The organism is Aquitalea sp. S1-19, from assembly GCF_024343515.1.
The window spans coordinates 1-471 of sequence record NZ_RJTZ01000355.1 but is presented as its reverse complement, the minus strand read 5'-3'; the positions used below and the strand labels follow the sequence as shown (position 1 = coordinate 471).

General features: G+C 57.7%; 1 pseudogene. It reads right to left on the bottom strand.

What is annotated here, in order from left to right:
- A pseudogene (locus tag EGI20_RS19020) lies at window positions 1-471 on the bottom strand (ABC transporter substrate-binding protein); the annotation flags it as partial.

Below are 471 nucleotides of genomic sequence, written 5' to 3'. Positions count from 1 at the left end.
TTTCTTCCATGGGCCGTAGATCTTGGCGAAGGCCGGGTTTTTGGCGGCTTCTTCATCGTACAGCTTGAACGCTTCGGTATGCGCCGCCTTCATGATATCTGCCGGGTACTTCTTCAGCTTGGTGCCTTTTTGCAGTAGCGACACCAGTGCTTGCGGGTTCTTGGCGTCGTATTCTGCCAGCATCAGGAGGTTGGCTTCGGCGGATGCGACTTCGAACGCCTGCTGGTATTCCTTGGGCAGCTTGGCCCATTCCTTGCTGTTCACATAGAACGACAGGTTCGGACCCGGCTCCCAGAAACCCGGGTAGTAGTAGAACTTGGCGACCTTGTAAAATCCCAGCTTCTCGTCGTCGTACGGGCCGACCCACTCGGTGGCATCGATGGTGCCTTTTTCCAGTGCCGGATAGATGTCGCCGCCGGGACTGGACTGCGGAATGGCGCCCAGTTTGGCCATGATCTCGCCGCCGAAGCC